Origin of the sequence: Neoroseomonas marina (assembly GCF_012927745.1) — a bacterium.
Classification (GTDB): Bacteria; Pseudomonadota; Alphaproteobacteria; order Acetobacterales; family Acetobacteraceae; genus Neoroseomonas; species Neoroseomonas marina.
This window is the reverse complement of record NZ_JABBKX010000001.1, coordinates 544,734-568,239: the sequence shown is the minus strand read 5'-3', so window position 1 is coordinate 568,239 and position 23,506 is coordinate 544,734. Positions and strand designations below refer to the sequence as shown.

21 protein-coding genes are annotated in these 23,506 nt (G+C 71.5%); 10 read left to right on the top strand and 11 right to left on the bottom strand.

Translation table 11 applies throughout. The features are described 5' to 3' along the window. Positions 1-5 precede the first annotated feature (5 nt). Positions 6-704, bottom strand: a complete 699-nt coding sequence (locus GWK16_RS02715; RefSeq protein ID WP_170052421.1) for an IclR family transcriptional regulator — start codon at positions 702-704, stop codon at positions 6-8. A gap of 136 nt (positions 705-840) precedes the next feature. On the opposite strand from GWK16_RS02715, the gene GWK16_RS02710 reads away from it, so the two are divergent. Next, positions 841-1,641 (top strand): SDR family NAD(P)-dependent oxidoreductase, encoded by an 801-nt coding sequence (locus GWK16_RS02710; RefSeq protein ID WP_170052420.1) that lies wholly within the window; start codon positions 841-843, stop codon positions 1,639-1,641. A 9-nt stretch (positions 1,642-1,650) separates the two neighbouring features. Here GWK16_RS02710 and GWK16_RS02705 read toward each other — a convergent pair whose 3' ends face one another. Further along, positions 1,651-2,625 carry a Bug family tripartite tricarboxylate transporter substrate binding protein gene (locus GWK16_RS02705; protein WP_170052419.1) on the bottom strand — a complete coding sequence of 325 codons (975 nt, stop codon included), beginning with the start codon at positions 2,623-2,625 and terminating at the stop codon, positions 1,651-1,653. A gap of 120 nt (positions 2,626-2,745) precedes the next feature. On the opposite strand from GWK16_RS02705, the gene GWK16_RS02700 reads away from it, so the two are divergent. The 3 genes from GWK16_RS02700 to GWK16_RS02690 all read left to right on the top strand — a co-directional run bounded on the left by GWK16_RS02700 (position 2,746) and on the right by GWK16_RS02690 (position 6,583). After that, positions 2,746-3,396: a glutathione S-transferase family protein gene (locus GWK16_RS02700; protein ID WP_170052418.1), complete on the top strand. Its 651-nt coding sequence runs from the start codon at positions 2,746-2,748 to the stop codon at positions 3,394-3,396. A gap of 65 nt (positions 3,397-3,461) precedes the next feature. Continuing rightward, the gene (locus GWK16_RS02695) at positions 3,462-5,054 is read left to right on the top strand and encodes an ABC transporter substrate-binding protein (RefSeq protein ID WP_170052417.1); all 1,593 of its coding nucleotides are present in this window, start codon (positions 3,462-3,464) and stop codon (positions 5,052-5,054) included. Between the two features lie 71 nt (positions 5,055-5,125). Then, entirely contained in the window at positions 5,126-6,583 is a 1,458-nt protein-coding gene (locus GWK16_RS02690; RefSeq protein ID WP_170052416.1) for a lipase/acyltransferase domain-containing protein, read from the top strand. Positions 6,584-6,601: 18 nt separating this feature from the next. On the opposite strand, the gene GWK16_RS02685 is transcribed toward GWK16_RS02690, so the two are convergent. From GWK16_RS02685 to GWK16_RS02650, 8 genes are all read right to left on the bottom strand, one after another. Then, on the bottom strand, positions 6,602-7,573 hold the full coding sequence (locus tag GWK16_RS02685) for a Bug family tripartite tricarboxylate transporter substrate binding protein (protein WP_168040900.1): 972 nt from the start codon (positions 7,571-7,573) through the stop codon (positions 6,602-6,604). A 22-nt stretch (positions 7,574-7,595) separates the two neighbouring features. Then, positions 7,596-8,486, bottom strand: a complete 891-nt coding sequence (locus GWK16_RS02680) for a dihydrodipicolinate synthase family protein (protein ID WP_170052415.1) — start codon at positions 8,484-8,486, stop codon at positions 7,596-7,598. Beyond that, complete coding sequence (locus tag GWK16_RS02675) at positions 8,483-9,640, bottom strand: sialidase family protein (RefSeq protein ID WP_170052414.1); 1,158 nt, start codon at positions 9,638-9,640, stop codon at positions 8,483-8,485. The genes GWK16_RS02680 and GWK16_RS02675 overlap by 4 nt, the downstream gene beginning before the upstream one ends. 1 nt (position 9,641) lies before the next feature. After that, entirely contained in the window at positions 9,642-10,742 is a 1,101-nt protein-coding gene (locus GWK16_RS02670) for an iron-containing alcohol dehydrogenase (protein ID WP_170052413.1), read from the bottom strand. Continuing rightward, on the bottom strand, positions 10,739-11,767 hold the full coding sequence (pdxA, locus tag GWK16_RS02665) for a 4-hydroxythreonine-4-phosphate dehydrogenase PdxA (RefSeq protein ID WP_170052412.1): 1,029 nt from the start codon (positions 11,765-11,767) through the stop codon (positions 10,739-10,741). Before pdxA ends, GWK16_RS02670 begins: the two co-directional genes overlap by 4 nt. After that, positions 11,764-12,846, bottom strand: coding sequence for a four-carbon acid sugar kinase family protein (locus GWK16_RS02660; protein WP_170052411.1), 1,083 nt, complete (start codon positions 12,844-12,846; stop codon positions 11,764-11,766). The genes pdxA and GWK16_RS02660 overlap by 4 nt, the downstream gene beginning before the upstream one ends. Beyond that, a complete protein-coding gene (locus tag GWK16_RS02655) occupies positions 12,846-13,697 on the bottom strand; it encodes an IclR family transcriptional regulator domain-containing protein (protein WP_170052410.1) in 852 nt (283 codons plus the stop codon). The genes GWK16_RS02660 and GWK16_RS02655 overlap by 1 nt, the downstream gene beginning before the upstream one ends. A gap of 185 nt (positions 13,698-13,882) precedes the next feature. Beyond that, complete coding sequence (locus GWK16_RS02650; RefSeq protein ID WP_170052409.1) at positions 13,883-14,569, bottom strand: SDR family NAD(P)-dependent oxidoreductase; 687 nt, start codon at positions 14,567-14,569, stop codon at positions 13,883-13,885. A gap of 210 nt (positions 14,570-14,779) precedes the next feature. Here GWK16_RS02650 and GWK16_RS02645 point away from each other — a divergent pair, with 210 nt between their 5' ends. From GWK16_RS02645 to GWK16_RS02620, 6 genes are all read left to right on the top strand, one after another. Next, positions 14,780-15,811, top strand: coding sequence for an ABC transporter substrate-binding protein (locus GWK16_RS02645; protein WP_170052408.1), 1,032 nt, complete (start codon positions 14,780-14,782; stop codon positions 15,809-15,811). An 11-nt stretch (positions 15,812-15,822) separates the two neighbouring features. Then, on the top strand, positions 15,823-16,839 hold the full coding sequence (locus GWK16_RS02640; RefSeq protein ID WP_170052407.1) for an ABC transporter substrate-binding protein: 1,017 nt from the start codon (positions 15,823-15,825) through the stop codon (positions 16,837-16,839). Between the two features lie 25 nt (positions 16,840-16,864). Continuing rightward, positions 16,865-17,887 carry an ABC transporter substrate-binding protein gene (locus tag GWK16_RS02635; RefSeq protein ID WP_170052406.1) on the top strand — a complete coding sequence of 341 codons (1,023 nt, stop codon included), beginning with the start codon at positions 16,865-16,867 and terminating at the stop codon, positions 17,885-17,887. Beyond that, a complete protein-coding gene (locus tag GWK16_RS02630; protein WP_170052405.1) occupies positions 17,884-20,094 on the top strand; it encodes an ABC transporter permease in 2,211 nt (736 codons plus the stop codon). The genes GWK16_RS02635 and GWK16_RS02630 overlap by 4 nt, the downstream gene beginning before the upstream one ends. Positions 20,095-20,218: 124 nt before the next feature. Next, positions 20,219-21,283 carry an ABC transporter ATP-binding protein gene (locus GWK16_RS02625; RefSeq protein WP_170052404.1) on the top strand — a complete coding sequence of 355 codons (1,065 nt, stop codon included), beginning with the start codon at positions 20,219-20,221 and terminating at the stop codon, positions 21,281-21,283. A gap of 58 nt (positions 21,284-21,341) precedes the next feature. Next, entirely contained in the window at positions 21,342-22,541 is a 1,200-nt protein-coding gene (locus GWK16_RS02620) for a patatin-like phospholipase family protein (protein ID WP_170052403.1), read from the top strand. Between the two features lie 15 nt (positions 22,542-22,556). On the opposite strand, the gene GWK16_RS02615 is transcribed toward GWK16_RS02620, so the two are convergent. Further along, positions 22,557-23,462, bottom strand: a complete 906-nt coding sequence (locus GWK16_RS02615) for a dioxygenase family protein (RefSeq protein WP_170052402.1) — start codon at positions 23,460-23,462, stop codon at positions 22,557-22,559. Positions 23,463-23,506 lie beyond the last annotated feature (44 nt).

The following is a 23,506-nucleotide window of genomic DNA, read 5'->3' as shown; positions in this document are numbered from 1 at the left end:
CCGGGTCAGGCTTGGGCCGTGATGGGGGCGGGGTCGCCGCCCAGGGCGCGGGTCAGCGCGGCGGCTTCGCGCAGCACGAGCGGCAGGCAGAGCGCCTCCGCCGCCGCGTCGAAGCGATAGAGCGGCATGGTGATGCCGATGGACCCTGCCACGCGGCCGCGTGCGTCCAGCACTGGCGCGGCGATGGCGGCGACCTCCTTCAGCCGTTCGCCGCGGCTGACGATGGGCAGGCGCGGGCGGGGCTCGGTTTCGAGCGCTACGAGCGCGCGGCCATGGGCCCCGATGCCGAGGGGCGCGACCTCGCCGACGCGCGCGATGGTGCGGACCGGCTGCGGGCTGTCGAGGCGGAAGAGGCAGCGTCGCGCCGCACCGTCCCGCGCGAAGAAGGCCGCGCTTTCCCGGCTTTCGCTGCGCAGCCGGTCGAGCGCCGGCATCACCTGGTCCTCGAGCCGCAGCCCGCGCCGGAAGCGTTCCCCGAGCACCAGCAATTGCGGCCCGAGCGCATAGCCGCCGGCGACGCGCTGCACGAAGCCCTGGCCTTCCAGCGTGCCGAGCAGGCGCAGCGCCGTCGTCATGTGCAGGCCGGTGCGGCGGGCAATCTCAGCGAGCGGCAGGACGGGGTCGTCATCCCCGAAGGCGAGGAGCAGGGCGAGCGCGCGGTCGACGGCGCGGACATGGCCGTCCGGCTCCGCGGCCTCGCGCATCGGCGCGGGATCCGCGCCCGGGCTTCTCGTCGGTTTCCTCACCCGGCCCTTCTAGCGGGCACTTCCACGTTATGGAAGGCCATTGCGTCAGATGGAAGTGCGGCGCTAAGCAGCGGTCCGGATCACGGAGGAACGCATGTCCCAGCGCTTTGCCGGCAAGGTTGCCATCGTCACCGGCGCGGGGTGCGTCGGCCCCGGCTGGGGCAATGGCCGCGCCATCGCCGTCGGCCTTGCGCGGGAAGGCGCGATCGTCGTCGGCGTCGACCGCAATCCGGACTCGATGACCGAGACGGCCGAGCGCATCGCCGCGGAGGGCGGACGGTTCGAGATGGCGACGCTCGACGTGCGGGACGGCGCGGCGATCGCGTCCCTGGTCGCCGATGTCGTCGCGCGGCACGGCCGCATCGACGTACTGGTGAACAATGTCGGGGGTTCGGCCGCCGGCGGGCCGGTCGAAATGAGCGAGGAGGTCTGGGACCTCCAGATCGACACCAACCTGAAGAGCGTCTTCCTCACGCTCAAGCACGTGCTGCCGGTGATGGAGACGCAGGGGAAGGGGGCGGTAGTGAACCTCGCTTCGACTTCGGGCATCCGCTGGACCGGCGCGGCGCAGGTCGCCTATGCAGCGTCCAAGGCGGGCGTGATCCAGCTCTCGCGCGTCGTCGCCGTGCAGTACGCGGCGAAGGGCATCCGCGTGAACACGGTGGTGCCGGGGCAGATGCACACGCCGATGGTCGAAGTGCGCCTCGCCGGCCAGCGCGCCGGCGGCGACGTGGAGGCGCTGGTCAAGCAGCGCCTGTCCCGCATCCCGATGGGCTTCGCCGGCGACGGGCGCGACACGGCGAACGCCGTGCTGTTCCTCGCCTCGGACGAGGCGCGCTTCGTCACCGGCACCGAGCTCGTCGTGGACGGCGGGATGTCCGTCCGCTGCGGCTGAGGCGGCCCTTCAGTCCGCCGTCGCACCGGAGGCCCGGACCACAGGTGCCCAGGCCTCGACCTGCTGGCGCATGAAGGCGTCGTAGGCGGCACCGTCGAGCGGCCAGGGCTCGGCGCCGAAGTCGCGGAAGCGCTGGGCGATCGCCGGGTCCTCGAGTGCCGCGATGATCTCCCCGCCGAGGCGGCGGATGATCGGGTCGGGCACCGCCGCGGGCGCGACGATGCCGTACCAGGAGGCGACGTCGAATTCTGCGATGCCCTGTTCCTGCAGCGTCGGGATGTCCGGCATGGTGCTCGCGCGCTGCGCGGTCGAGACGGCCAGCGCGCGCAGCATCCCGGCCAGCACCTGCTGGCGGCTCGCCGGTGCGTTGTCGATGGCGAACAGCACTTCGCCGTTCATCACGGCGGCCATGGACGGCGCCGTCCCGCGATAGGGCACATGGGTCGTCTCGACGCCGATGCGCTGGCCGAGCATTACGCCCGAGAGGTGCGAGGACGTCCCCGCGCCGGCCGAGGAAAAGGTCGCCCGGGTTGGGTTCGCGCGGATGAACGCCACGAGCTCCGCCACTGAACGGATCGGACCGTCGCCCTTCACGATCAGGACGTTCGGCATGCGGCAGAGCCGTGCCACGCCGCGCAGGTCCTTCAGTGGGTCGAAGGTGATGCGCCGCGCATGCAGCGTCGGGCCGATGCCGTGCGAGGCGATGTGGTTGATGTAGTAGCTGTAGCCGTCGGGTGCTGCCCGGGCGACGACCTCGGCACCCAGCATGCCGCCCGCACCGGGCCGCGGGTCGATCACCAGCGGCTGGCCGAGCTTCTCGCGCAGGCGGTTTTCCATCATGCGCAGGAAGATGTCCGAGGCCCCGCCCGCATTCGCGCCGACGACGAAGCGGAGCGGGCGGTCCGGCCAGGTGCCCTGGGCATGGACGACTGGCGCGGCGAACAGCGCGCCGGCGGTGCCCGCGAAGGCACGACGGGTGATCATGAACGCATCCTCCTGTTCTTGCCCTGAAGGCTAGGACATTCGCCGCGCCCGGGGATACCCCCCGGCTTTCCCGCGGCCGCGCACTGCGGCAGGCTCGGGGTCACTCGCATGGGACATCGCATGGGCCGCACCGTCACGCGCCGCCGCCTCTATGGCTGGGCGACGCCGAACACCCACCGGGTCTCGATCCTGCTTGAGGAACTCGGCCTCGACTACGGCGTGACCGGCGTGAACATCCGCCGGCGCGAGCAGTTCGCCCCCGAGATCCTCGCGCTCAACCCCTTCGGCAAGGTGCCGATCCTGCTGGAGGAGCATGCGGAGGGCCCGCCGCTCGTGCTGTTCGAGAGCGGTGCGATCCTGATCCACCTGGCCGAGGCGCATGGCCGCTTCCTGCCGGTCGATGGCCCGGAACGCACGGCGACGCTCGCCTGGCTGATGGTCGCGCTCACCGGGCTCGGGCCCGTGACCGGCCAGGCGCATCACTGGACGGAACTCGCCCCCGAGAAGCCGGAGGCCGCGCGGGCCCATGCGCTGGCGCAGGTCGACCGCGTCTATCGCCTGCTCGACGGGCGGCTGGGCGAGGCGCCCTACCTCGCCGGCGCCGCGTATTCGATTGCCGATATGGCGGCCTTGCCCTGGATCGGCCGGCATGGCTGGGCGGAGCGACGGCTCGAGGACACGCCCAGCATCGCCGCCTGGTACGAACGGCTGATGGCCCGGCCGGCGGTCGCGCGCGGCCTTGCCGTGCCGAAGGGCGCGGTGCTCGCCTGACGCGCCGCGTTGCCTTTCGCCCTGGTGGGGCGAAGATGAAGCCGAACGACCGAGGAGGCGCTGCCATGCGCATCGCGCGAATCCTGCTGATCGGACTGGCCGCGCTGCTCGCCGCGCCCGCCCTGGCGCAGACCGTGCCGCCCGAGCGCGTGCTGCGCATGGTCCCGAATGCGGACCTGCAGACGCTCGACCCGATCAACACGACGGCGGGCGTGGTCTCGAGCCACGCGCACATGATCTACGACCAGCTGTTTGGCCGGGACGAGAACCAGCGGCCGCAGCCGCAGATGGTCGCGTCCTGGTCGGTCTCGGACGATGCGCTGACCTGGCGGTTCACGCTGCGCGAGGGCCTGCTGTTCCACGATGGCGCGCCGGTGACGGCGGAGGACGTGGTCGCCTCGCTCCGGCGCTGGGGCGCGCGCGACCCGCATGGCCGGCAGATCATGGCCATCACCGAGGCGCTGACGGCCGAGGGCGATGGCCGGTCCGTCACCTGGCGCCTGCGCCGGCCCTATGCGCTGATGCTCGACGCCCTGTCGAAGCCGGCGGGCAACATGCCGGCGATCATGCCGGCGCGCGTCGCGGCGACGGACCCCTTCACCGCGATCACCGACACCACCGGATCAGGCCCGTTCATCTTCGTTCGCGACGAATGGGTGGCGGGCAGTCGCGTCGTCTATCGCCGCAACCCGGCCTATGTACCGCGCGCGGAGCCCGCTTCCGGCACCGCCGGCGGCAAGGTCGCGCATGTCGACCGCGTCGAGTGGCTCAACATCGCCAATGCCCAGACCGCGGTGCTGGCGCTGATCCAGGGCGAGCTCGACTACATCGAGAGCCCCGGCGTCGACTTCCTGCCCATGCTGCAGCGGCGCGGCATGCGCATCATCCGCACCAACACGCTCGGCGCGCCGGGCATGATCCGGATGAACCACATCCATCCGCCCTTCGATGACGTGCGGGCGCGGCAGGCGCTGATGCTCCTGGTGAACCAGGAGGAGATCCTGCAGGCGATGTTCCCCGATCCCTCGCTGTATCAGGTCTGCCACGCCTTCTTCGTCTGCGGGTCCCCGCAGGAGACGGATGCCGGCGTGCCGCCGGGGCTCGGTTCGCCGGCGGCGCGCGAGCGCGCCCGCGCCCTGCTGCGCGAGAGCGGCTATGACGGGACGCCGATCGTCATCATGGACCCGACGGACAATCCCTTCGTCCATGCGGCGACGCTGGTGCTGGCGCAGCAGATGCAGCAGGTCGGCTTCCGGACGGATGTGCAGGCGATGGACTTCGCCTCCATGGCCGGCCGGCGCGCGAACCGGCGCCCGCCGAGCGAAGGCGGCTGGCATATCGGGCTGACTTTCTGGAACGGCCTCGGCGCGTCGGACCCGGTGGGCAACGTGCCGATGCAGGCCTCCTGCGAGCGCGCCTGGCCCGGCTGGCCCTGCGATGCCGAGCACCAGGCGCTGATCGACGCCTTCCCCTACGCCGCGACGGCGGCCGAGCGGCAGCGCATCCTCACCGCCCTGCAGGAAAGCGCCTATCGCCTCGTGCCCTATGTCCCCTACGGGCAATGGTACCTGCCCTCCGCGATCAGCCCGCGGCTGTCGGGCGTGCTGGCGATGCCCGGCATCATCATTGCGTGGAACGTGCGGAAGGCGGCGCGCTAGGCTGCGGCCGTAACCTGCCGGGCGTGCCGGGCGAAGATTTGGCGTGCCGTACGATGGAGGAGGGTTCGCGCATGTCGTCGTCCGGATCCGCCTTCGCGTCGCACAGGCGCGGCCTGCTCGCGGCGCTGCTCGGCGGCGCGGCGGGGCTTCCGTCCTGCGCGCCGGCGCCGGCCGCCGATCTCGCGTTGCTCTACTCGCCCTCCGCCATGCATCACGGCATCGACCGCAATCCGGTGATCGTCATTCCCGGCCTGCTCGGCAGCCGGCTGAAGGACCCGGCCTCGGGCCGCATCGTCTGGGGCGCCTTCGACGGCAATGCTGCGGATCCGTCGACGCAGGACGGGGCGCGGCTCGTCGCGCTGCCCTTCACGGACATGATGTCCTCGCCCGGCGCCGCCGTGCGGCCGGACGGCGTGCTGGACCGCGTGCGCATCCGCGTGGCCGGCATCCCGATCGCGTTGCAGGCCTATGCGGAGATCCTCAGCACGCTCGGGGTCGGCGGCTACCGGGACGAGGCGCTGGGCCTTGGCGGACAGGTCGATTACGGGCGCGAGCACTTCACCTGCTTCCAGTTCGCCTATGACTGGCGGCAGGACAATGTGGTGAATGCGCGCCGGCTGGTGGAGTTCATCCGCGAGAAGCGCGCCTATGTGCAGGGCGAATACGCGCGCCGCTACGGCGCGCGCGACGTCGACGTGAAGTTCGACATCGTCGCGCATTCCATGGGCGGCATCGTCGCGCGCTACGCGCTGATGTATGGCGGCGCCGAGCTGCCGGCGGACGGATCGCTGCCGCCGCTGACCTGGGACGGGGCGCGCCATGTCGGCCGGCTGATCCAGGTCGGCACGCCGAATGGCGGATCGCTCGATGCCTTCCGCGTGCTGGTCGATGGGCGCGACTTCGGGACGCCGATCGTGCCGCGCTACAGCCCGTCGATCCTCGGCACCTTCCCCTCACTGTACCAGTTGCTGCCGCGGCAGCGCGCGCGGCCGGTTGTGGCCGATGGCGTCGCACTCGACCTGCACGATCCCGCTATCTGGCAGCGAATGGGCTGGGGCATCGTGAAGCCCGGCATCGACGAGGACCTCGCCGCCCTGATGCCGACGGTCGGCAGCGCCGAGGAGCGGCGCAGCATCGCCATCGGCCTGCAGGCGCGCCTGCTGCGTCGTGCGAAAGCCTTCGCAGCGGCGATGGACCGCCCGGCGCCGCTGCCGCCCGGCACGGAGCTGATGCTCGTCGCCGGCGACGCCATGCCGACGACCGAGCGCATGAGCGCGGACCCGGCCACGGGACGCGTGACGCCCATCCGCACCGGCCCCGGCGACGGCGTGGTGCTGCGGGATTCGGTGATGCTGGACTTCCGCCAGGGGCAGGACCCGCGCGGCCCGGCCGTCGACAGCCCGATGGACCAGCGACGCGCCCTGTTCCTGCCGCGCGAGCATCTGGAGCTCACGCGCGACCCGACCTTCCGCAACAACGTGCTCTACTGGCTGCTCGAGGAACCGCGCCAGCGCATGGCGCGGGCCTGAGCCGCCAGGAGGGTCGGGTCACTCCGGCTGGTAGTTCACGCTGCGGAGCAGCTCGCCGGCGCGCAGGATCTCGTTCGCGATGAAGCGGCGGGTCTCGTCCGTCGTCTCGGTGACGGGCTCGAGGACCTGCGCCGTCAGGCGCTGCACGATCGCCGGGTCGCGCATCGTCTCCTGCATCAGGGCGTTGACGCGCTGGACGATGTCGCCCGGCGTGCCCTTCGGCGCCCAGACGCCATACCAGGACTGGAACTCGAAGCCCGGCAGGCCGGCCTCGGTGAGCGTCGGCACGTCCGGGGCGAGGGGCGAGCGCTCCTTGGAGGCGATGCCGAGGATGCGGATGCGACCCTCGGTGCGGTGCGGCAGCAGGTTGAAGGATGGGTCGATCAGCAGCTGGACGTTACCCGCCATCAGGTCCTGCAGCGCGGGCTGGGTGCCGCGATAGGTCACCATCTCGATGTTCGCGCCGGTACGGCGGTTGAACTCGATGGTCGCGAGGTGGCCCGCGGCGCCCAGCGAGGTGACCGCGATCGACCAGTCCCGCGGGCGCGCCTTGGCGGCTTCCACCACCTCGGCCAGCGTCCGCTGCGGTCGGTTGCCGGCGATGGCGAGCACCAGCGGCGCCTGCGCCGTGCGCGCGCAGACCTCGAGGTCCGTCTGCGGGTCGAAATTCGCGTTCTTCAGCACCAGCGGCATGACCGCGGTGTTGAAGGCCGAGGCGAGCAGCGTGAAGCCGTCCGGCGCCGCGCCGAGCACCTCGCGCGTGCCGATCAGGCCGGCGCCGCCGGTGCGGTTCTCCACCACGGCGGTGGCGCCGAGCTTCTCCTGGATGCGCTGCGCGGTCAGGCGCGCGAGCATGTCGTTCGCGGCCCCCGGCGGCCAGGGGCAGATCACGCGGACGGTGCGGCCCTGCGGCCAGGTACCCTGGGCGCGAAGGGCGGGCGCGGCCAGCAGCCCGAGGGCGCCCGCAGCGAGAAGGGTGCGACGATCCATGATTGTTTCCTCCCGTGTCCTGTCAGGCCGCCAGCATCGCGGCGGCTTCGTCGTTGGTGAGCGCGAGCAGCGGCGGCCGCAGCCGGCGCCAGCCGGGCTGGCCCGTGCGTTCCGCGAGCATCGCCTTGAGCGAGGCGATCTGCGGGAAGCGGCTGACCTGGTTGCGCGCCGCGACGACGCGCGCCTGCGCCGCCTCGACCTCCGCCGCGCGCGCCGGATCGGCGTGGTGGCGGAAGATGAAGGCGAGGTCCGCGGCGACGAGGTTGGAGGTCGCGGTGATGCAGCCCGCTCCGCCTTCCTTCAGCAGCGGCAGCATCAGCGGATCCGCGCCGGCGAGCACCGAAAGACCGGGGAAGGTCTTCACCAGCGCCGTCATGTTCGCGAGGTCGCCGGAGGAATCCTTGATGCCCGTGAAGGTGCCGGGGTAGCGGGCGCGCAGGCGCTCGATCACCGGGAAGGTGATGGGCACGGCCGACATGGGCGGGATGTGATAGAGCACGACGCGCAGCCGCGGATCGGCGACGCGCTCGACGACTTCGGCATAGGCGGCGAACAGGCCGTCGTCGCTGATGCCCTTGTAGTAGAAGGGCGGCAGCATCACGACGGTGGTCACGCCGCAGGACAGCGCATGGCGCGTCAGCGCGATGGTGTCGGGCAGCGCGGCGACGCCGGTGCCGGGGAGCAGGCGGTCCGGCGCGACGCCGCCGGCGACCGTCGCCTCCAGCAGCGCCTGGCGCTCGGCGGTGGTGAGCGAGTTCGCCTCACCGGTGGTCCCCAGCATGGCGATGCCGTCGCAGCCCTGGTCGAGGAGCCGCTTCGCATGGGCGACGAAGGCGGCGTGGTCGGGCTCGAGGTTAGCGTCGAAGGGCGTCAGCGCGGCGCTGAAGACGCCGGTCGGATGCAGCGCAGTCATGCGGAGGTGCCTTTCACCCAGGCCTCGCTGACCCGGACGTACTTGATGGCCTGGCGCCAGTAGGTGAAGGCCAGGTGCAGCGCGCCGTCCGGCGTCTGCAGGATGGAGGGGTAGGAGAACTCCCGGTTCAACTGGTCCTTGGAGTTGTTGGTCAGGCAGTAGCCGTCGCCGACCTCGACATCGCGGCGATGCGGCCAGGTGCGGCCGCCATCCTCGGAGATCGCGATGGTCATCGGGGCACGCGGCGCGCCCCAGAAGGCGCTGCGCGCGCCCGCGGGCGCCTCGGCCGGAAGCTCGCCGCCGATGTCGTCGTAGAGCGAGAGGCGGCGGCCGGTGGCGTCCGCCGCGCTCGAATGGTTGTAGGCGATGGCGACATGGCCGTTCGCCAGCACCGTCGCCTGGACCGAGGAATTGTTGTTGGGCAGTTCCGTGGGTTCCGGTGCCGACCAGTTGATGCCGTCCGTCGAGCGCGAGGCGTAGACGAAGTCCGCCCACCGGCTGCGATAGACGGCGAGCATCGTCCCATCCTGAAGCGGCAGGATGTCCATGTGCACGCAACCGGTGCTGCCGGGCACGTCGTGCGCGGTCCAGGTCTTGCCCTCGTCGCGCGAGACCATCACCAGCGCGGTGTCGTCGTCGCCGCGCCAGGCCCCGGCGGGCGGCGTCGGGCACAACCATGCGGGCAGCAGCCATTCGCCCTTCGGCGTGACGATGATGGGCTGGCGGATGAACAGGCCCGGGCGGTCGAGCAGCGTCCCGATCGGGCCCCAGGTCGCGCCGCCATCGTGGGAGATGCGCCGGCGCACGATCGCGGTGTCCTGGTGCCCCGAGACCTGCGCGGTCCAGAGCAGCCACAGCGCGCCGTCCGGCGCCGTGAAAAGCAGCGGATTCTGCTCGGACCGCGTCGGGTCGTCGGACAGGCGCACCGGATCGCTCCAGCGATCGGCGCCGGGCGCGAGGCGGGAGAAGTGGACCGAGATGTCCGGCACGCCTTCTTGCGTGCCGCCGAACCAGACGCAGCCGAGGTCGCCGCCCGGCAGCACATGGAGGAAGGCCGCGTGGTTCTGGACGCAGGGCGTGGGGATGAAGCATTCCCAGCGCCCGGCATCGCCGGCGACGGGCGCGAGAACCGGCGGCTTCGCGATGACGTTCATCTCAGAAGGCCCTCCGGTAGAGCGCGAGGATCTCGGCTTCGGAGATGTCGCGCGGATTGTTGTCGAGCAGGCGGCGGATGGCGTGCGCCTCCTTCGCCATGACCGGCAGGTCGGCCTCCGGCACACCGATGCCGGAGAGGCGCATCTCGATCCCGAGCGCGGCGCACCAGGCGTAGGCGTCCTTGGTGCCGAGGGCGGCAAGCACCGCTTCGGTCTTCTCCGGCACGGCGGGCGCGTTCCAGGCCAGGGTGTGCGGGAAGATCACCGCGCAGGCGAGGCCATGCGCGACGTGGTGTCGCGTGCCGAGCGGGTAGGCCACCGCATGCCCCGCCGTGGTGTTCACCGGCCCGAGGCCGTAGCCGCCATAAAGCGACGCCAGCGCGAGGCCGGCGCGCGCCTCGCGGTCGGCGCCGTCCTTCACGGCGCGCGGGAGGTAACGCCCGACGAGCCGGATGCCTTCCAGCACATAGAGGTCGATCGCCGGATGCGCGCGCCTGCTGGTGAAGGCCTCGACGCAATGCGCCAGGGCATCGACGCCCGTCGCGGCGGTGACGGCGGGCGGGACGCTCAGCATCAGGTCGGGGTCGATCACGGCGAGGTCGGCGAGCATGTGGCGGCTCTGCACCGCGAGCTTCGCCTGCGTCGCGGGATCGGTGACGAGGGAGCGCGTGCCGGCCTCGCTGCCGGTGCCCGCCATGGTCGGCACCTGCACCAGCGCGACGCGGCGGCCGTTCACCTTCTCGGGGCCGACGACGTCGTGGATGGTCTGCCCGCTGCCCGGCAGCACCGCGACCAGCTTGGCGAGATCGAGCGCGCTGCCGCCGCCGAAGCCGATGACGAGGTCGGGCTTCACCCGCGCGGCGACCGCCAGCGCGGCGTCGAGGTTCGGGATGTCCGGCTCCGGCTTCACCTCGCCGAAGACGGTGACCTCACCCTGAAGGCCGAGCACGTCGATGCGCGCGGCATTGGTGCGGCCGGCGATGACCAGGACGCGGTTCAGCCCGCGCTCGGCCGCCCATCGCCCGACGAGCGGCGCGAGGCCGGGACCGAACTCGATGCGGTTGGGACGCAGGATCTCGATGGGGCGGAGCAGGTCGGTCATGCGGTTGTCCTGTGGGCGGCGAGCGCCTCGGCGTACTCGATGGCTTCGATCAGGCTGCGCTCGCTGGCGATGCCGCGGCCGGCAATGTCGAAGGCGGTGCCGTGGTCGACCGAGGTGCGGATCACCGGCAGCCCGAGCGTGATGTTCACGCCCGACAGCGCATCCCACTTCCCCGTCGCGGGATCGACATGGAAGCCGAGCAGCTTGACCGGGATGTGCCCCTGGTCGTGGTACATCGCGACCACGGCGTCGAACTGCCCGGCGCGCAGCTTCACGAAGACGGTGTCGCCCGGCACGGGACCGGTGACGTGCATGCCGTCGGCGACGGCCTTCGCGATGGTCGGCGCGACGACGTCGATGTCCTGCCGGCCGAACAGCCCGCCTTCGCCGGCATGCGGGTTCAGCGCCGCGACGGCGATGTGCGGGCGTTCAATGCCGAGGTCGCGCAGCGCCTGGTGCGTCAGGTCCAGCACCAGCCGGATGCGCTGCGGCGTGACGCGCTTCGGCACGTCTTCCAGCGCGCAATGGGTGGTGACGTGGCTGACGCGCATGTTGCCGTGCGCGAGCAGCATGACGCTGCCCTTCATGCCGGTCAGCTCCGCAAGCATCTCGGTATGGCCGGCATAGTGGTAGCCCGCCTTGTTCAGCGCTTCCTTGTTGAGCGGCGCGGTGACGATGGCGCCGATGCGCCCCGCCTGCGCGAGCCGCACGCCGCGTTCCACCGCGAGATAGGCAAGCCGCCCGCCATCCTCCGTCAGCACGCCCGGCAGGATCGGCGCGCCTTCCGGCCCCGCCTGCAGGAAGGCGAGGGCGGGCCAGTCGCCGTCCTCGGTCACTTCCGGGATCGGCGTGCCGCCGACCAGCGCGCGCGCGCGTTCCAGCGCCGGGCCGGAGCCGATCACCAGCAGCCGCAGCGCGCCTTCCGCGATGCGCGGGGCGAGTGCGGTGCAGGCCTTGACGATGATCTCCGGCCCGATGCCGGCCGGGTCGCCCATGGTGATGGCGAGGTGACGAGGTGTGGTCATGCGCTCTGCCGTTCCGTGATGAATCCGTTCTGCGCGAGCAGGTCGCGCCACAGCCCGTCGCCGCCGAAGGCGCCGGATTTCGAGACCACCGCGACCCCGTCCCAGCGTCCGCCCAGCAGGACGGAACGCGGCACGCCGGGGCCGACGAGGCCGGTTGCGGCGAGCCCGCTCGCGCCGAGCGCGTCGCAGACGGCGCCGAGGGTCTCCCCGCCGGCGACGATCAGCGTGCCCGGGCGCGGGGTGCTGGCGAGCAGCCGCGCGAAGGCCTGCGCGATGCGGTGCGCGGCGTCGTCGCGCGCGACGCCTTCGGGCAGCGCGATGCTGTACAGCGCAGCGCCCCGTACGGGCATCGTGGGCTCGCTCTCGCCGAGTTCGATCCATGCGTCGCCGCAGGCGGCCAATTGCCGCCGCGTCACTGCCTGGTCGGATCCGAACAGGCCGAGCACCGGTCCGCGCAGCGTCGTGTCGGCCGGCGTGGGGGCGTCTTCCGCCAATGCGCGCCCCAGCCCCCCGCTGCCGCACCACAGCACCGGTCCGGACGCGGCGCGCCCGCAGGCGACGACGCGGCGGAGGTCGTCCTCGGTCTCCGCATCGAAGACGGAGACGCCCGGCGGGAGCGCGGCCGCCGGATCGCCCGCGACGGTCGCGAGGCCTTCCGCGGCCAGCGCCGAGGGCAGCGCCTCCGCGACGGGATGCCAGGCATCGCCCTGGCGCGCGAACTGCTGCCCGCCGCGCGTCACGCGGCTCTGCGCGGGGAAGGCCGGCGCCACCACGACATGGCGCCAGCCGCCCATCGCAATGCAGGCGGCCAACTCGGCCATCGGATGCCCGCGCAACAGGCTATCCAGCTTCTTGAACGCGATGTCCGCGCCCGCGAGCAGCGGCACCGCAGCGGCGACGCGGGCCTGCGCAGCCGCGCGCGTCACTTCCCGCGTTGCGGTCGCGATGGCGATGCTGCCTGCCGCATCGACGGGCACGTCCCGTCGCACCGCGACGGGTCCGCACAGCGCCGCGAATTCCGCGGCGGTGTCGAGCGCGCCGGTCAGGTCGTCCGCGATCAGGCGCAATACGGGCCGCATCACGCGCGCCCCCGCGGGACGCGAATGGCACCGAGCGACAGCCGCACGCCTTCCGCCAGCTCCGACGAAATGCGCAGCGCCACCGGCGCGGCGCCGGCGACGAACTCCGCCACGGGCAGGCGCGTCGCGGCGATGGTCAGGCTCACGCCCGCGACCGGGCGCCCATCCGCATCGAACACCGGCGCCGCGACCGTGCGAAGGCCATAGGCGTTCTCGCCATCCGAGACCGCGAAGCCGCGCGCGCGGACCTCGCTCAGCCGCGCCAGCAGGTCGTCCATCGAGATCAGCGTGCGCTCGGACAGCATCACGCGCTCGACCGCCTGCAGTTCCGCGACCTGCTCGGCGCGCGGCAGCCACGCCAGGATCGCCTGGCCGAGCGCGGTGGCATAGGCGCCCACGCGCGTGCCGGGACGCCGTTCGACGCCGTGCCGGTCGAGCCCCGCCTCGACACGCGCAAGGTAGACCACCTCCCCGCGATCCAGCACGCCGAGCGACGCGGCATCCGCGGCGCCTGGCACGGCTTCCCGCAGCAGCGGCGTCGCATGGGCCGGCAGGTCGCCGGCGGACAGCGCGGCATAGCCGAGCTCGAGGCAGCGGAGCGTCAGCCGGTACCGCCGGCTGCCGGGCACGGCGCGCATGTAGCCGAGATCGACCAGCGTATGGACGAGGCGGAAGGCGGTGCCGCGGTCGAGCCCTGCGCGCGCGGCCACTTCCGCGGCGGTCAGTTCCGCCGCGCCAGGCCCGAAGGCCTTCAGCACGGCGAAGACCTTCGCCACGGACTGGACCTGGTTCTTCGGGTTCGTCCCTGGCGTCGATGCCTGGGCGAGCTCGGCCGCGCTGCCTTCCGGCACGGTGTCCTTCCCTTTCCCGGCCCGCGCTTTCGACGGGCATTGTCGTTAATGTTCGCAATCCGAACAATTGTTCGGAATATAGTCATGACTTAGCGACCGGCCCTGGCCGGGTCAAGGACGAAAGCCGAGCGGCAGGCGCGAGCCCCGTCAGCCCGCTCGGCTGTGCAGCCCTGGCGATCGATCGCTCAGAGCGACGCGCCGCCGCAGATGACGATCTGCTGGCCGGTGATCGCGCCCGCTTCGGCGCCGAGCAGGAAGGCCGTGGTCGCCGCCACCTCCTCCGGCGTCACCAGCCGCCCGATCGGCGGCAGCTTCGGCGCCGTCCCGGCGCGGGCCGGGTCGCGCAGCATCGGCGTGTCGGTCGCCGCGGGCGCGACGACATTCACCGTGATGCCCCGCGGCGCCAGTTCCTGCGCCCAGGCGCGCGCCATGGCGACGAGGGCGGCCTTGGTCGCGCCGTACTGGCTGCGTCCCGCCACGCCCGCCGCAGCGCGGCTGCCGATCAACACGATGCGCCCGCCGTGCGCCATGCGTGGCGCCAACAGGTCGGCGAGACGGCTCGCCGCATCCACATGCAGACGCCAGAGCGTTGCGCCGATGTCGGGGTCGAGCGCGCCGAGTGCCGCGCCGCGCATCAGCCCCGCCGCATGCACCAGCGCGTCGGCCGACAGACCCTTGACCGCGCCCACCAGGGCATCACCGTCCATCAGGTCCACGGCGCGGTGTGCATAGCCCGGGTCCGGCCGCACCGGATCCGTGCGGCTGAGACCCGTGACGCGCCATCCGTCCCGCAGCAGACGGGCGGTGATGGCCGCGCCGATGCCGGAACTCGACCCCGTGACGATGGCGTGGCGCGGCGCGGGACGGGTCATGACGGTGCCTCGGCGATAGGGGGGCGGCACCCTGTCGTCATCGCCGGCCCGCGTCGAGCACCGACGCCGCCGGCGCCGCAAATGCCTGAAACGGCAAGCCTCTTGCCTTGCCGGGCGGTTCCGGAGATGACATTTTCGTTGCAATTCGATGACAGGTCCGGGGCGTTGCCGATTCCCCCGGCCCAAAGCCTGGACGAGGGAACCCGCCGCATGCGCCTCCAACACGCTGCCGCTGCGCTCATCGCGGCCGGCTGCGCCTTCGCCGCCAACGACGCAGCGGCGCAGGGCACGCTCAATCTCTACTGCTCGGTGCAGGTGGAGTGGTGCCAGGCGATTGCCACCAATTTCCAGCGCGACACCGGCATCCGCGTGAACATGACGCAGCGCGGTTCGGGCGAGAGCCTCGCCGCCATCCGCGCGGAGGGCCAGAACCCGCGCGCCGATGTCTGGTTCGGCGGCACGGGCGACCCGCACCTTGCCGCAGCCGAGGAGAACCTCACCCAGGCCTACGAAAGCCCGAACAACGCCCAGTTGCAGCCCTGGGCGCTGCGGCAGTGGGAGCAGTCGGGGCGTCGCGCGATCGGCGTCTACGCCGGCGCGGTGGGCTTCGGCTACAACACGGAACTGCTGCAGCGGAAGGGCATCGAGCCGCCGCGCTGCTGGTCCGACCTGACGGATCCGCGCTTCCGCGGTGAGATCCAGGTTGCCAACCCGAACTCCTCCGGCACCGCCTACGTCATCATCGCGACGCTGGTGCAACTGATGGGGGAAGACCAGGCCTTCGACTACATGCGGCGCCTGCATCCCAACATCAATTCCTACGCGCGGTCCGGCACCGGCCCGATCAAGGCGGTGGCGCGCGGGGAGACGGGCATCTCGCTCTCCTTCGTGCATGATGCGGTGACCGAGCGGAACGCCGGCTTCCCTGTCTCCTACACCACGCCCTGCGAGGGCACGGGCTACGAGATCGGCTCGATGTCGATCCTGCGCGGCGCGCGCAACCTGACGCAGGCGCGGCGCTTCTACGACTGGGCGCTGACCGCGCCGGCCCAGCGGCTCGGTTTCGAGGCCGGCGGCCAGTTGCAGACGCCGTCCAACCGCTCGGCGCCGCTGCCGCCGAATGCGCCGGACCTCTCGCAGATCCGCCTCATTGAATACGACTTCGCGAAGTACGGCCGCGCCGCCGAGCGCCGCCGCCTGATCGAGCGCTGGGACCGCGAAGTCGGCAGCCTGCCGCGCTGAGGAGCCCCGCCATGATCCTGCACCGCATCGCCGCGACCGTCGCCCTGCTGCTCTCCCTCGCCGCGCCGGCCGCGGCGCAGGGCACGCTGAACATGCTCTGCGCCCCGCAGGCCGATTGGTGCGAGGCGATCGCCGCCGGCTTCCAGCGCGAGACCGGCATCCGCGTGAACATGGCACGCAAGTCGGCCGGCGAGATCCTGGCGCAGATCCGCGCGGAATCCGCCAATCCGCGCACGGATGTGTGGTTCGGCGCCTCGGCCGAGACGCACATCTCGGCGGGCGACCTGCTGCAGCCCTACACCTCCCCGAACATGGCGCAGCTGCAGGCCTGGGCGCGCCGCGCGCATGAGGCCTCGGGCGGGCGCTGCGTCGGGGTGTCCTCGGGCGCCATCGGCATCGCCTACAACACCGAGGTGATGGCCCGGCGCAACCTGCCGATCCCGCGGTCGTGGGAGGAGCTCGCCGGCCCCGCCTATCGCGGCGAGGTGCAGCTGCCCAACCCGAATTCCTCGGGCACCGCCTACACCATCATCGCGGGGCTGGTGCAGCTGTGGGACGAGGATCGCGCCTTCGAATACCTCAAGCGCCTGAATGCGAATGTGAACGCCTATACACGCTCCGGCGCGGCGCCGATGCAGGCGGTGGCGCGCGGGGAGACGGCGCTCGCCGCGTCCTTCAACATGGAGACGGCCTCCATGGCGAATGCCGGCTTCCCGATCGAGATGGTCTATCCGAGCGAAGGCACCTCCTATGAGGTCGCCTGCCTGTCCATCATCCGCGGCGCGCGCAACCTGGCGCAGGCGCGGCGCTTCGTCGACTGGTACCTGACCCCGGCGGCGATGGACATCGGCGTCGCGGCGAACCAGTTCCATGTGCCGGCGCATCCCGGCGCGGCGCCGCATCCGCGCATCCCGGACCTGACCCGGATCCGGCTGATCGACTACGACTTCGCGAAGTACGGCGATCCGGAGGTCCGGCGCCGCATCCTCGCGCGCTGGGACCGCGAGATCGGCTCCCTGCCACGCTGACAAGAAAATACATCCGGGACATGACATGACGAAGCGCATCATTGCCGCGGCGGCGGCCCTGCTGCTGCCGGCCTTGCCGGCCGCGGCACAGGGCCAGCTGAACCTCTACTGCTCGGCCACCATCGAATGGTGCACGCCGATCGCCCGTGGCTTCGAGCGCGAGAGCGGCATCCGCGTCGTGCTGTCGCAGAAGTCGACCGGCGAAATGCTGGCGCAGCTGCGCGCCGAGGCCCGCAACCCGCGCGGCGACGTCTGGTGGGGCGGCACCGGTGACCCGCATGTCGCAGCCGGCGAGGAAGGCCTGACCCAGCCGAACGAAAGCCCGCGCATCGCGGAACTGTACGACTGGGCGCAGGCGCAGTGGCGCCAGACCCAGGGGCGCACGGTCGGCGTCTATGCCTCGGTGCTCGGCTTCGGCTTCAACACGGAACTGATCGCCCGGCGCAACCTGCCCGCGCCGCGCTGCTGGTCGGACCTGCTGAACCCCGTCTATCGGGGCGAGATCCAGATGGCGAACCCGAATTCCTCGGGCACCGCCTACATCGTCATCGCGACGCTGGTGCAGATGATGGGCGAGGAGCCGGCCTTCGACTACCTCAAGCGCGTGCACGCCAGCATCAACGCCTATCCGCGCAGCGGCACCGCGCCGATCACGGCGGTGGCGCGCGGGGAGACGGCGGTCTCCATCTCCTTCGTGCACAACGCCGCGGAGGAAGCGGCCGCCGGCTTCCCGGTCGGCCACGCCGTGCCCTGCGAGGGCACGGGCTACGAGATCGGATCGATGTCGATCATCCGTGGCGCGCGCAACCTGCAGAATGCGCGGCGCTTCTACGACTGGGCCCTGTCGGCCGAGGCGCAGACGGCGGCGAGCCGCGAGGCGCGCAAGCTGCAGACCATGGCGAACCGCGCCGTGCCGCTGACCGACGGCGCGCCGAACATGGCGACGGCGCGGATCATCGACTACGACAATGCGCGGTTCGGCGCCTCGGCGGAACGCCGCCGGCTGCTCGACCGCTGGGACCGCGAGGTGGGCGCGCTGCCGCGATGAAATCCGCATCCTCCCTGCTGATCTGGTCCGCCGCCGCGCTCGGCATCCTCGTCCTGCCGTGGCACATGCAGCAGGACGGGCTGACGCTCACCGGCCTGGTCGGACTGGGGCAGGAGGATGCGGAAGCCGCGTCCGCCCTGTGGCAGGCGGTCGCTCACAAGCGCTTCTGGTTCTGGCCGGTGATCGCCGCCCTGGCCGTCACCCTGCCAGGCGCGCTGCCGTCGGGAAGCGCGCGGGCGCGCTCGGGCTTCCTGGTCTGGGGCGGGCTGCTCGGCCTCGCGGCGATCGTCGCGCAGGGCCTCGCGATCGGGGTGCAGGGCTGGTCGTACCCCTGGCTGACGCAGATGTTCGGCGAACTGGACGACCGGCAGTTCGGCATGGGCCTCGGCGGAGCCGTCGCCTTCTTCGCCTTCGTGCTGCTGCTGACGGACGGGCTCGCGTTGCGGGGGTATTTCCGCGGCGATCGCTTCGTCTCGGGCGCGGTGGGCGTCCTCGTCGCCTCGATCCTGCTGTTCACCGCGTGGCCGGTGCTCACGGTGCTGTCGCAGATGTTCACCCCGCGCGGGGAGCTCGGCGTCGCCGCCGCCTTCGCGGACCGGCTGGTGGACCGAAAGATCTGGGGCCTGGCCTGCGTCACCGGCAATGTGAACTGCGGCGTTTTCTGGAACACGCTGCTGCTCGCGACCTCGACCGCCACGGCGGCGACGATGCTGGGCCTGTGCTTCGCGCTGATCGTCACGCGCACCGGCTTCCCGATGCGGCGTGGCCTGCGGCTGCTGACGGTGTTGCCGATCATCACCCCACCCTTCGTCATCGGCCTGGGGCTGATCCTGATCTTCGGGCGCTCGGGCGTGGTGAACCAGATCGCGGAGGCGGTGTTCGGGCTGCAGCTCGGGCGCTGGATCTACGGCTTCGCGGGGGTCTTCCTCGCCCAGGTCTTCTCCTTCACGCCGACCGCCTTCCTGGTGCTGATCGGCGTGGTGGAGGGCATCTCGCCGACCATGGAGGAAGCGTCGCAGACGCTGCGGGCGAGCCGGATGCGGACCTTCTCGGCGGTGACGCTGCCGCTGATGCTGCCGGGCCTCGCCAATGCCTGGCTGGTGGTCTTCGTTGAAAGCCTCGCTGATTTCGGCAATCCGATCGTGCTCGGCGGGTCCTTCGGCGTGCTGTCGACCGAGATCTTCTTCGCCGTGGTCGGCGCGCAGCAGGATTTCGGGCGTGCGGCCGTGCTGGCGGCGGTGATGCTGGTGGTCGCGCTGGTCGCCTTCATCATCCAGCGCGCGGTGGTCGGCACGCGGTCCTATGTCTCGCTGACCGGCAAGGGCGATGTCGGTCTGCCGACGCCGCTGCCGCGGCGCATCCGCATCCTCGCCTTCTCGATCGCCATTCCCTGGGCGGTGCTGACGATCGTGGTCTATGCCATGGCCATGGCCGGCGCCTTCGTGCGCGTCTGGGGCCGCGACTGGACGCCGACGCTCTCGCATTTCCAGCGCGCCTTCGCTTTGGAATGGGGCCCGACCGGCGGGTTGATCTTCTCGGGCGGCGCCTGGCATTCCCTGTTCACCACGATCCAGCTCGCCGCCATCGCAGCGCCCGTCACGGCCGGGATCGGGCTGCTCGCCGCCTGGGTGCTGACGCGCCAGCGCTTCGCCGGGCGCACCGCGCTCGAATTCGCGCTGATGCTGACCTTCGCGGTGCCGGGCACCGTGATCGGCGTCGCCTACATCCTGACCTTCAACATCCCGCCGCTCGAGATCACCGGCACGGCGATGATCCTCGTGATCTGCTTCGTGTTCCGGAACCTGCCGGTGGGCGTAAGGTCGGGCGTGGCGGCGATGAGTCAGCTCGACAAGTCGCTGGACGAGGCGGCGGTGACGCTGCGCGCCTCGACCTTCCGGGCGATCCGCACGGTGGTGCTGCCGCTGCTCAAGCCCGCCATCGTCACCGCGCTGGTCTATTCCTTCGTGCGCGCGATGACGACGGTCTCGGCCGTGATCTTCCTCGTCTCGGCGCAGTACGAGATGGCGACGGTCTTCATCATCAATCGCGTCATCAACGGCGATTACGGCCTGGCCATCGCCTATTGCGCGGTGCTGATCGTGCTGATGATGAGCGTGATCGGCCTCATCAACCTGCTCGTGGGCAGCCGCCGGCTCGGCCGCCGGCAAGCCGCCCCGCCCGCACTTCCGGCCGGAGGCCGCGCATGATGAACGGGTTCGACCTGGCCGGCTTACGGCCCGAAGGGCCGAGGCCGCGAATGCGGCCCGCGGCAAGTGCCGCGAAGCCAAGCCGCGCGGATGCGCGGCGCCCGGCGTTTGAGGGGCTCGGTATATGATTCGCAAGACCGGCGCCGAGGTGCGCCTCGAAGGCATCGGCAAGCGCTACGGCCAGGTGCAGGCGGTCAAGCCGCTGGACCTGGTGATCGAAGGCGGGACGCTTGTGACGCTGCTGGGCCCCTCGGGCTGCGGCAAGACGACGCTGCTGCGCATGATCGCGGGCCTCGAGCAGGCGACGGACGGCCGGCTCTTCATCGGCGGGCGGGACGTGACGCTGCTGCCGGCAGGCGAGCGCAACGTCTCCATGGTGTTCCAGTCCTACGCGCTGTTCCCGCACATGTCGGTGCTGGACAACGTGGCCTATGGCCTCGTCTCCTCCGGCATGCGCAGGCGCGATGCCCATGCGAGGGCGGAGGCGGCGCTCGAGACCGTGGGCCTCAAGGGTTTCGGCACGCGCCTGCCCTCCGAGATGTCCGGTGGCCAGCAGCAGCGCGTCGCGGTGGCGCGGGCGCTGGTCCTGGAACCCGATGTGCTGCTGTTCGACGAACCGCTGTCGAATCTCGACGCGCGCCTGCGGCGGTCGATGCGGGAGGAGATCCGCGCCCTGCAGCAGCGGCTCGGCCTCACCGTCGTCTACGTCACGCACGACCAGTCCGAGGCGCTTGCCGTCTCGGACCGCATCGTGGTGATGCGCAATGCCGAGATCGCCCAGGCCGGTACGCCCGAGGAACTCTACACCCGCCCCAGCTCAGTCTTCGTCGCGACCTTCATGGGCGAGGCGAACCGCGTCCCCGGCACCATCGAGAGCGTGACGGGCAGCACGGCGCAGGTCGCCATCGGCGGCGTGCGCGTCGGCCTGCCGGATCGCGGTTTGCAGCCGGGCCCGGCGGATGTGGTCATCCGTCCCGAGGCGATCCGCATCATGCCGGTCGATGCCCCCGACACGCTGCCCGCGACCGTTGCCCGCGCGACCTACATGGGTTCGCACACGGAATACCTCTTCGCCACCGAGGTCGGGGAACTGTTTGCCGTCGGCCCGCAGCGGCTGTCGCGGCACCGGGAGGGCGATCAGGTGCGGCTCGGCCTCGACCTCGAAGGCGTGGTGCTCGTCGCGCCCTGAGATTGACACTGCGCGGCCGATGGCCGACGCCTGCGGCATCGGACAGCGGATCGACCGAATGCACCGGATCCTGGCGCAGCGTCGTGGCCTCCTGGCCCTGGCGGCCGGCGGCACGCTGGCGACGGCCGGCTGCGCGGGGCCGGTGCGCGGCCCGGCCGTGCCGCGTGCCGAGACCGCCCACGCCAGCGTCCTGGGCGTCCCGAACGAACGCTTCCTCATCCCTCGCGACCTGCCGGCGCTGGTCCGGGAATTCGAGGCCGCGGGCGAGCGCCGCACGCGTCGTCGCGCCGCCGCGGGGCTGGGTCCGGACGACCGCTACGGCATGCTCGCCGTCTCCGGCGGCGGGGAGGACGGGGCCTTCGGCGCCGGGCTGCTCTGCGGCTGGAGCGATCAGGGCTCGCGGCCGGTCTTCGACCTCGTCACCGGCGTGTCGACCGGGGCGCTGACGGCCCCCTTCGCCTTCCTCGGCACGGCGTGGGATGCGCCGCTGAAGAGCGTCTACACCGACATCACCCCTGCCGACGTGCTGCGGACGCGCTTCGTCACGGCCGCGCTCACCGACGATGCGCTGGCGGACAATGCGCCCCTGTTCGGCACCATCTCGCGCCATCTCGACGAACGGATGCTCGGCGCGATCGCGGAGGGCTACGCGGAAGGGCGGTTGCTCCTGGTCGGCACGGCGAATCTCGATGCGCAGCTGCCGGTGACGTGGAACCTTGGCGCCATCGCGGCGAGCGGGCATCCCGGGGCACTGGACCTGATCCGGCGCATCCTGCTGGCCTCGGCCGCGGTGCCGGGCGCCTTCCCGCCGGTGATGATCGATGTCGCGGTGGGCGATCGCGCCTACCAGGAAATGCATGTCGACGGCGGCGCCTTCACCCAGGTCTTCCTCTATCCCCGGCGGCTTGCGGAACTGCGGGAGGCGCGGATCCGCCGCGGCCTGCCGGTCGTCCCGGCGCGCGCCTACATCATCCGCAACGCGCGGCTCGATCCGGACTGGGCGATGGTGGACCGGCGGACCCTCAGCATCGCCGGGCGGGCGATCAGCACCATGATCGCCTCCGGCGGCTACAACGACATCGTGCGCATCTGGAGCACGACGCGGCAGGACGGGGTCGACTTCAACCTCGCCTATATCGGCGCCGACTTCACCGGCTCCTTTCGCGAGCCCTTCGAGCAGGCCTACATGCGCCAGCTCTTCGACTATGCCTTCGCGCGCGCCAGGCGCGGCTACAACTGGGCGAAGCAGCCGCCCTGACGCGCGAGGATGACCTCAGCCCGCCGGCACCAGGCGCGAAGGGTCGGAACCAACACGACCACCGGAGCCGTCCGTCTCCCGCGACATCGCGAAGTCGTAGCGGATGCTCGGGATGTCCGGGATCGGCGCGCCCGGCAGGTCTGCCTTCTCCTGCACGACGAGCGAGGCCGACACGCCGAACACCGTGTCGCTGTCCACATGCGCGTCGTCGGCGAAGTACAGCGCCGTCACCAGGTCCCGGTAGCCCGGCGCGGTGACCAGGATGTGGATATGCGCGGGCCGGAACCCGTGCCGGTTCTGCTGGCGCACCATGGTGCCCACCGGCCCGTCCATCGGGATGGAGTAGCCAAGCGGCTTCAACGTACGGAGATGGAAGCGGCCCTCGCCGTCGCATGCGAACTGCCCGCGCATGTCCATCACCGACGGGTCGTGCGACTGCAGGTCATAGAGACCCTCGGCATCGGTCTGCCATACGTCGATCACCGCGTTCGGGATCGGGGCGCCGGCAGCGTCGGTCACCTGGCCGAAGATGACGATCTCCGGGCCGTCGGAATGCGCGGCGATGGTCTCGCCCAGCGCAAGCCGCGGCGCCTGCTCGCGGAAGAAGGGGCCGAGCAGGCTCGTCTCGGTGCCCGCGGCCTCCCGCCCCGTGGCGTCGTGCATGACGTTCACCAGACGCGACAGGCCGAGCACGTCGGAAAGGAGGATGAACTCCTGCCGGATCGGCGAGCAGGCCTGCCCGACCGCGGTCAGGAAGGCGATCCCCTTCAGCCATTCGTCTGGCGTAAGGTTCACCTCTCGCGCGAAGGCGTGGAGGTGGCGCACGGCGGCGTCCATGATCTCGCGCATGCGCGGATCCGGGGTGGCGGCCATCTGGGCGATGACCGCGTCGGTGATGGCATGCGCATCGAGATCCTGCACGGTGTCCTCCTGTCCGTCCGGCCCTGGTCCGGGGGCGGTCGTTG

Bases quoted from the DNA above. Each gene is read 5' to 3' on its own strand.
- GWK16_RS02645 (WP_170052408.1), top strand. From the start codon at position 14,780: ATGCGCCTCCAACACGCTGCCGCTGCGCTCATCGCGGCCGGCTGCGCC.
- GWK16_RS02680 (WP_170052415.1), bottom strand. From the start codon at position 8,486: ATGACTGCGCTGCATCCGACCGGCGTCTTCAGCGCCGCGCTGACGCCC.
- GWK16_RS02690 (WP_170052416.1), top strand. From the start codon at position 5,126: ATGTCGTCGTCCGGATCCGCCTTCGCGTCGCACAGGCGCGGCCTGCTC.
- GWK16_RS02670 (WP_170052413.1), bottom strand. From the start codon at position 10,742: ATGACCGACCTGCTCCGCCCCATCGAGATCCTGCGTCCCAACCGCATC.
- GWK16_RS02640 (WP_170052407.1), top strand. From the start codon at position 15,823: ATGATCCTGCACCGCATCGCCGCGACCGTCGCCCTGCTGCTCTCCCTC.
- GWK16_RS02635 (WP_170052406.1), top strand. From the start codon at position 16,865: ATGACGAAGCGCATCATTGCCGCGGCGGCGGCCCTGCTGCTGCCGGCC.
- GWK16_RS02650 (WP_170052409.1), bottom strand. From the start codon at position 14,569: ATGACCCGTCCCGCGCCGCGCCACGCCATCGTCACGGGGTCGAGTTCC.
- GWK16_RS02705 (WP_170052419.1), bottom strand. From the start codon at position 2,625: ATGATCACCCGTCGTGCCTTCGCGGGCACCGCCGGCGCGCTGTTCGCC.
- GWK16_RS02625 (WP_170052404.1), top strand. From the start codon at position 20,219: ATGATTCGCAAGACCGGCGCCGAGGTGCGCCTCGAAGGCATCGGCAAG.
- GWK16_RS02715 (WP_170052421.1), bottom strand. From the start codon at position 704: ATGCGCGAGGCCGCGGAGCCGGACGGCCATGTCCGCGCCGTCGACCGC.
- GWK16_RS02710 (WP_170052420.1), top strand. From the start codon at position 841: ATGTCCCAGCGCTTTGCCGGCAAGGTTGCCATCGTCACCGGCGCGGGG.
- GWK16_RS02685 (WP_168040900.1), bottom strand. From the start codon at position 7,573: ATGGATCGTCGCACCCTTCTCGCTGCGGGCGCCCTCGGGCTGCTGGCC.
- GWK16_RS02675 (WP_170052414.1), bottom strand. From the start codon at position 9,640: ATGAACGTCATCGCGAAGCCGCCGGTTCTCGCGCCCGTCGCCGGCGAT.
- GWK16_RS02695 (WP_170052417.1), top strand. From the start codon at position 3,462: ATGCGCATCGCGCGAATCCTGCTGATCGGACTGGCCGCGCTGCTCGCC.
- GWK16_RS02620 (WP_170052403.1), top strand. From the start codon at position 21,342: ATGCACCGGATCCTGGCGCAGCGTCGTGGCCTCCTGGCCCTGGCGGCC.
- GWK16_RS02660 (WP_170052411.1), bottom strand. From the start codon at position 12,846: ATGCGGCCCGTATTGCGCCTGATCGCGGACGACCTGACCGGCGCGCTC.
- GWK16_RS02630 (WP_170052405.1), top strand. From the start codon at position 17,884: ATGAAATCCGCATCCTCCCTGCTGATCTGGTCCGCCGCCGCGCTCGGC.
- pdxA (WP_170052412.1), bottom strand. From the start codon at position 11,767: ATGACCACACCTCGTCACCTCGCCATCACCATGGGCGACCCGGCCGGC.
- GWK16_RS02700 (WP_170052418.1), top strand. From the start codon at position 2,746: ATGGGCCGCACCGTCACGCGCCGCCGCCTCTATGGCTGGGCGACGCCG.